Annotated in this window: 1 pseudogene; it reads left to right on the forward strand. The window is 37.7% G+C overall.

Going from position 1 to position 681, the window contains the following annotated elements:
- Positions 1-681, forward strand: a pseudogene (locus tag AKG34_RS26385) (IS3 family transposase); the annotation flags it as partial.

The following is a 681-nucleotide window of genomic DNA, read 5'->3' on the forward strand; positions in this document are numbered from 1 at the left end:
AGACATCAAATACTCAAGTACCCGATGAAGGATCAATAGAGGCTTTACAGGCGGAGAATGAACGTTTACGTATGGAGATTGCCTATTTAAAAAAGTTGAATGCCTTAGTTCAAAACAAGGAAAAATCACCAAACAAGACAAAGCACAAGTAGTCTATGAATTAAGGAATGCATTCCCGGTGAAAGCACTTATACAGCTCGCAGACATTCCGCGTAGCACGTATTACTATTGGGTGAAAAACTTCGGTCGTCCTGATCCAGATGCAGAACTGAAAGTATTGATTAAATCTGTTTTCGATGAACATGAAGGTCGGTTTGGTTACCGTCGTATTCGTGATGAACTTAGAAATCGCGGACACAAAGTAAACCACAAAAAGGTACAGCGTATCATGAAAGAACTAGGGCTAAAATGTCTTGTCCGTATGAAAAAATATCGCTCTTACAAAGGGACTGTGGGCAAGATTGCACTAAATATTTTAGATCGCAATTTCAAAGCTGAAAAACCAAATGAGAAATGGGTTACGGATATTACAGAGTTTAAATTATTTGGAGAAAAGCTATATTTATCGCCGATATTGGACTTATTTAATGGAGAAATCATTACGTATACAATCGGTTCAAGACCAACCTACTCACTCATTTCAACGATGTTAGATCAAGCTTTTGAACGTTTAACAGACGA

The organism is Peribacillus butanolivorans, assembly GCF_001273755.1.
Taxonomy (GTDB): Bacteria; Bacillota; Bacilli; order Bacillales; family DSM-1321; genus Peribacillus; species Peribacillus butanolivorans.